The organism is Methylophaga sp. UBA4204 (assembly GCF_002379485.1).
In the GTDB taxonomy this organism is placed as follows: Bacteria; Pseudomonadota; Gammaproteobacteria; order Nitrosococcales; family Methylophagaceae; genus Methylophaga.
Map to the genome: position 1 here is coordinate 1 of NZ_DFTU01000087.1, position 6328 is coordinate 6328.

6 protein-coding genes and 1 tRNA gene are annotated in these 6328 nt (G+C 45.9%); 1 reads left to right on the forward strand and 6 read right to left on the reverse strand.

Going from position 1 to position 6328, the window contains the following annotated elements; translation table 11 throughout:
- Window positions 1-457: 457 nt before the first annotated feature.
- From B3182_RS12420 to rpsU, 5 genes are all read right to left on the reverse strand, one after another.
- Window positions 458-534: transfer RNA gene (locus B3182_RS12420), tRNA-Ile, on the reverse strand.
- 10 nt (window positions 535-544) lie between these two features.
- Window positions 545-2383, reverse strand: coding sequence for an RNA polymerase sigma factor RpoD (gene rpoD / locus B3182_RS12425; protein WP_292358692.1), 1839 nt, complete (start codon window positions 2381-2383; stop codon window positions 545-547).
- A 95-nt stretch (window positions 2384-2478) separates the two neighbouring features.
- Window positions 2479-4203 carry a DNA primase gene (gene dnaG / locus B3182_RS12430; RefSeq protein ID WP_292358691.1) on the reverse strand — a complete coding sequence of 575 codons (1725 nt, stop codon included), beginning with the start codon at window positions 4201-4203 and terminating at the stop codon, window positions 2479-2481.
- 68 nt (window positions 4204-4271) lie between these two features.
- On the reverse strand, window positions 4272-4733 hold the full coding sequence (locus tag B3182_RS12435) for a GatB/YqeY domain-containing protein (protein ID WP_292358689.1): 462 nt from the start codon (window positions 4731-4733) through the stop codon (window positions 4272-4274).
- 23 nt (window positions 4734-4756) lie between these two features.
- A complete protein-coding gene (rpsU, locus tag B3182_RS12440) occupies window positions 4757-4972 on the reverse strand; it encodes a 30S ribosomal protein S21 (protein WP_014705573.1) in 216 nt (71 codons plus the stop codon).
- A gap of 151 nt (window positions 4973-5123) precedes the next feature.
- Between rpsU and tsaD the strand changes: the two genes are divergently transcribed.
- Window positions 5124-6140, forward strand: coding sequence for a tRNA (adenosine(37)-N6)-threonylcarbamoyltransferase complex transferase subunit TsaD (gene tsaD, locus B3182_RS12445; RefSeq protein WP_292358687.1), 1017 nt, complete (start codon window positions 5124-5126; stop codon window positions 6138-6140).
- Here the strand turns inward: tsaD and B3182_RS12450 are convergent.
- Window positions 6132-6328 (reverse strand): glycerol-3-phosphate acyltransferase (locus B3182_RS12450; protein WP_292752966.1); only part of this gene is annotated, 197 nt, incomplete at its 5' end. The genes tsaD and B3182_RS12450 overlap by 9 nt on opposite strands.

Here is a 6328-nt window from a genome sequence, read left to right on the forward strand (position 1 = left end):
CCGTTTTAGTGGGGGCAACTACACATTGGTGGTTATCAACCTGCACAGAAATGGCTCAAAGATAGAGTCGGAAGAGTACTCTCTACTGAAGATATCCGTCATTATTTAAAGATAATTACCGCACTAGTTGAAACAAATGTTGTGATAAATGCAATAAAACAAGTTGAGATATAAGGGGCATGAGGCCTCAGTATTACCAAGCACTGAATCTAAAATCACTATTACTTAGTTTAAAAACGAAACAGTGGCTCTGATTGTTCTGCGGTAACTAATATTCACTTGAAAATTACCCCATTCATAACTACTTTTAGATTGACGCCACAGCAATCCACATCCGCTTTTGTCCTTTGCGCTAATTTAAGCTTTAAAGTCTCTACATAGTGTCTACATAGTGTCTACATGAGATAAAAACAAAAAAGCCTTAACGTTAAAATTAACGCTAAGGCTTTGATTTGATTGGTGGGCCCACCAGGACTCGAACCTGGGACCAAGGGATTATGAGTCCCCTGCTCTAACCAACTGAGCTATAGGCCCGATTTTGAAATCAGCTGTCTGAGTCGAGGAAGCTTCTCAGTTGATCCGAGCGTGATGGGTGGCGCAGTTTACGTAACGCCTTGGCTTCGATCTGACGAATGCGCTCACGGGTAACATCAAATTGTTTACCAACTTCTTCGAGCGTGTGGTCAGTATTCATATCAATACCAAACCGCATACGTAGTACTTTGGCTTCTCGCTCGGTCAGGCCATTCAAAACTCCCTGAGTGGCTTCTCTAAGGCCTTCGATAATAGCAGAGTCTGCTGGTGACATAACGTTGATATCTTCAACGAAATCGCCCAGATGTGAATCTTCATCATCACCGATTGGGGTTTCCATCGAAATCGGCTCTTTGGAAATCTTCAGTACTTTACGTACTTTGTCTTCCGGCATTTCTACACGTTCTGCCAATTCATCCGGAGTAGGTTCACGGCCCATTTCCTGGAGCATTTGACGGGCAACACGATTGAGTTTGTTGATGGTTTCAATCATATGTACCGGAATACGAATGGTACGTGCCTGATCGGCAATCGAACGGGTAATCGCCTGACGAATCCACCAGGTTGCATAGGTAGAGAATTTATAGCCACGTTGATATTCGAATTTATCAACCGCTTTCATCAGACCAATGTTACCTTCCTGAATCAGATCCAGGAATTGCAAACCACGGTTGGTATATTTTTTAGCGATAGAGATAACCAGACGCAAGTTGGCTTCGACCATTTCTTTCTTGGCACGACGCGCTTTGGCTTCAGCAATCGACATCTGACGGCTGATTTCTTTAATCTCGGAAATATCCAGTCCACGATCTTCTGCAATTTCCGCTAATTTGCTTTGTGCAGCCAGAATATCATCAAGATTTTTCTTGATGGTGGATGAATAATGTTTTTTAGCGCGAATGAATTTATCTGACCATTCAAGATTACTTTCATTACCCTGGAATGCATCGATAAAGTCACGGCGATTCATACCCGCCTGCTCTACAACGATGTCCATAATGATTTTTTCTTGTTTACGCACTTCGGCGATGGTTTCTGCCATCAAGCCATTCAAGTAAAGCAGTGTTTTTGGTGTCAATTTGAATTCCATAAACAGGTTACTAGCCTGTTCACGAGATTCGATCATGGCGTCACCTTCGGTGGCCAGAACGTTTTTGTATGCTTCTTTCAACGCGGTAAAGCGAGCCCGGGCTTCTTCTGGATCGATTTCACCAGAATCATCTTCATCATCGCTTACGCCACCAACATCATCGTCATCATCGTCATCGCTGTCAGAATCATCGGAATCTGAGCTGCTGGTAACATCATCATCGTCGTCATCACTTGCGACCAGTTCTTCAGGTGCCACAAAACCACGAATAAGTTCATTCAGGCGCATTTCGCCTGCTTCAACCGCATCGTAGAATTCAAGGAATGACGAAATAACCGGTGGGTAAGTTGACAGCATCAGCAGACTTTCGCGGAGACCTGCTTCGATGCGTTTAGCGATAACGATCTCGCCTTCGCGAGTCAATAATTCAACAGAGCCCATCTCGCGCATGTACATGCGCACAGGATCGGTTGTACGACCAAACTCACCGTCGGAACTTGCCAGGACAGCTGCAGCTTCTTCATCAGAGACTTCGTCATTTGATGAAACAGCTTCGGCGAGACGTTCCATCTCATCGGTATCCATCCCATCTTCATGGACCATGATACCCAGGTCGCTGAACATACTGACGATGTCTTCGACCTGATCCGCATCGACCAAATCTTCTGGAAGGTGGTCATTGATCTCGCCGTAGGTGAGATAACCGCGCTCCTTTCCAAGGGCGATAAGTTCTTTAACGCGTGATTGCTGATCTTTCATTCGGCCTCTTTATGCATGGTGACGCTGTTTTTGGCGGTAACACTATATTATAGTGAAAGCACTTTGTTATTGCATCATTTTTGATTACAAAACACTCACTTATAAGAATTAATTTCAATTCTTTCCGACTCAGTCAACTGGCTGAGTCCTTTATTTATCAAATAAGTATAGCGTTCATCTCGTGCTTGCTTGTTTAGACGACTCACAATTCCAATGAGTTCATGCTCCAGTTGTTCTGGCGACAAATTCAACGGTTGCATTGCGAGCTTTTCCATATAGGGAGCTTGTTGAGTATCTCGCCAACGCTCTAAAAGCTGTGCGGTTTTAAGATGGGGATGCTCACGCATGGTTTCAAGTAGCTGAATTAAAATCGCTAAACCGGGCATATCCAGCCGATGTAAATTATCTGTATCCGGAACAGCCTCATACAATTGTGGATGCTGTAACAGAATCATCACCGCCATGCGCACAGGTGTCATATTGGCCATTGCATTTTGTTTGGCGTTTTTTACTGGAGGTGGTGGCGCAGGCTTTTCCAAGTGTTTGTTTAAGGTAGCAATATTGGTTTTAGCATGGTCTGCCAGCTGCTGCTCCAGCATATCGCGATACAAACCTGCAGGGATATGTCTTAGATAGGGTTTGGCAATTTCAACCAGTCTGGCGCGGCCATCCATTGATTGACTATCTACTCGCGAAAGCAATGTAGCAAAGAAAAATTCGGAATAACTTTGAGCTTGAGTAATTCGTTGCTGAAAGGCATCAGCCCCCTGCTCTCTGACCATGGTGTCAGGATCCTGACCTTCTGGCAGAAACATAAATTTCAATTCAAAGTTGCCACCAAGTATCGGCATCGCATTTTCTGCGGCTCGCCAAGCAGCTTCTTTACCCGCACGATCGCCATCAAAACAAAAAACAATTTCCGGCGCGCTACGTGTTAATAGCCGTAAATGTTCGGATGTTGTCGCTGTGCCTAGTGTGGCCACCGCATTGTTAATGCCAAACTGCGCCAGCGCGATCACATCCATATACCCTTCAACAATCAGGATCTTTTCCAATCGACGATTCGCTTTACGGGCTTGATATAAACCGTAAAGCTCCTGACCTTTGTGAAAAATGGGGGTTTCTGGTGAGTTCAGATATTTTGGTGTGCCATCGGCATCGATAACACGTCCACCAAAGGCGATAACACGGCCCCGACGGTCACGAATAGGAAACATCAAACGATCACGAAAACGATCGTAAGTACGCCCCTTGTCGTTTTTAATCAGCATTCCAGCTTCGAACAGCTGATCCTGGGTTTGCTGATTATTGCCAAAAGTGCGTAATACATTGTCCCAGCCATCCGGAGCCATACCAATATCAAAAGCAGCTACGGTTTCAGGGCTAAGACCACGCTGTTGGATATAATCCTGAAAAGCCTGGCGCTGCGGGTGGTTTTGTAATTGATGTACGTAGTAGCGACTGACTTTATCCATCAAGTCGTAAAGGTTTTGTCTGGCGGGAGTAAGTGCAGCTTGTTGCGTGACTGGAACCTGCATACCGACGGTGTCCGCAAGCTCCTGAATCGATTCAGGAAAGCTGAGCTGGTCGTACTCCATGAGAAAGCCGATCGCAGTGCCGTGCGCACCACAGCCAAAACAGTGATAAAACTGCTTATCAGGGCTGACAGTAAATGACGGGGTTTTCTCGTTGTGGAATGGACAGCAGGCGTGCAGATTTTTACCGGCTTTTTTCAGCGGTACTCGCGCATCGATAATATCAACGATATCGACTCGTGAGAGCAATTCGTCAATAAACTGTGGAGGGATTTGTCCGGCCATAAATCAATTATGGCCGAAGTCTGTCTTGAATGTTAACCACGTCTGAAAAAAGACCTGGCATTGCTGGCTTAAGAACTGAGCGCGGCCTTAACCTGGCTGCTCACTGCGCCCATATCAGCGCGTCCTTGTACTTTCGGACGCAACACATTCATCACCGCACCCATGTCTTTCTGGCTACTAGCGCCTGTCTCTTGAATTGCATCAGCGATAGCTGCCTGCAATTCTGCTTCGCTCAAGGCTGTTGGCAAAAATTCTTCAATTATTGCCAGTTCAGCTTTTTCGATGACCGCTAAGTCATCACGGCCAGCTTGCTCAAACTGCGATAAGGCATCTTTGCGCTGTTTAGTCATTTTGGTCAGCACAACGATAATGTCATCATCTGACATATCCTGGCGATTATCGACTTCAACTTGCTTGATGGCAGCAGTAATTTGGCGCAATGTGCCAAGACGATCTTTGTCTTTGGCGCGCATTGCATCTTTTACGCTATCTTGAATTCGAGCTTTGAGTGGACTGGCTTCTTGAGGCATTAGAATAAGATTCTAATCAGCAATTAGTACATGCGAACGCGGCTAGCGTTTTCACGTGACAGTTTCTTTTGGTGACGCTTAACAGCCGCTGCTGCTGCACGTTTACGAACAGTTGTTGGTTTTTCATAAGCTTCGCGAGCGCGAGCTTCTGCAACCGTACCGGCTTTTTCACAAGCACGTTTGAAACGACGTAAAGCTACGTCAAATGGTTCGTTTTCTTTAACCTTAACAGATGGCATTCAATACATTCCTAAACAGACAATGACGGAAAAGCCCTTAATTGTACGAGATCTATTTAGGAAAGAAAATACTAAATGCTAATTAGTTGGCTGAGACCACCACCATCAAGGCATAATAATCGCCATTAATTAATGCAGTCAGAATAAATTTATGCGTGTTTTAGGAATTGAATCATCTTGCGACGAAACCGGTATTGCACTCTATGATACTGAAAAGGGGCTGTTGGCTCATGCCCTTTTCAGCCAGATAGAAATGCATGCCGAATATGGCGGTGTGGTGCCTGAACTGGCTTCCCGTGATCATATTCAAAAGGCATTGCCCTTGATGCAACAGGTTTTGGACGAAGCGGGTCTGCACCGAAAAGATATTGATGCGGTGGCTTATACGGCGGGGCCGGGCTTGGTCGGTGCTTTACTGGTGGGCGCCGCAATTGGTCGCAGTCTGGCCTGGGCGTTACATATCCCAGCCTTGCCAATTAATCATATGGAAGGACACCTTTTATCGCCGTTACTGGAAGCCAATCCACCGACATTTCCATTTGTATCTTTATTGATTTCCGGCGGCCATACCTTACTGGTTGATGTTAAGGGTGTTGGTGAATATGAATTAATGGGCGAATCAATTGATGATGCGGTCGGTGAAGCATTCGATAAAACGGCCAAAATGTTGGGGCTAGGTTATCCGGGTGGCCCGGCCTTAGCGGCTTTAGCGGAAAAAGGACAGGAGGGCGCCCATATCTTTCCCAGACCGATGACCAATCGTCCTGGTTTGGATTTCAGTTTCAGTGGTTTGAAAACATTTGCTTTAAATACCTGGCATAACAGCGATCAGAGTGAACAAGCCAAAGCCGATATTGCGTTGGCGTTTCAAACAGCGGCGGTGGAAACCTTAGTGATTAAATGTCGCCGGGCATTAAAACAAAGTGGGCATAAACGTTTGGTCGTGGCCGGTGGCGTCAGTGCCAATAAGTCGTTGCGCGCGGCTTTAGATGCATTACCGAAAGTGCAGGTTTATTATCCACAATTACAATTCTGTAGCGATAACGGAGCGATGATCGCGTTTGCCGGAGCGATGCGTCATCAGGCCATGGTTGTTGAAACTGAAGCAACATTTAATGTGCGTTCACGTTGGCCCTTAGATGAGCTAACGCCGCCAGCTTCAGCCTGACTTTTTCTCTTCACCGGCCAGCAAACGCTGGATATTACTGCGGTGCCGCCATAGCAAAAGCAGTGCAATTACCAGAATAACCGCACGTGCAAAAACCGTATCTATAAGCCACAAGCTATAAACCGGTGTCATTGCCGCAGCGGCAATGGCTGATAAAGACGAAATCCGACTAATGGCAAAAACCACAA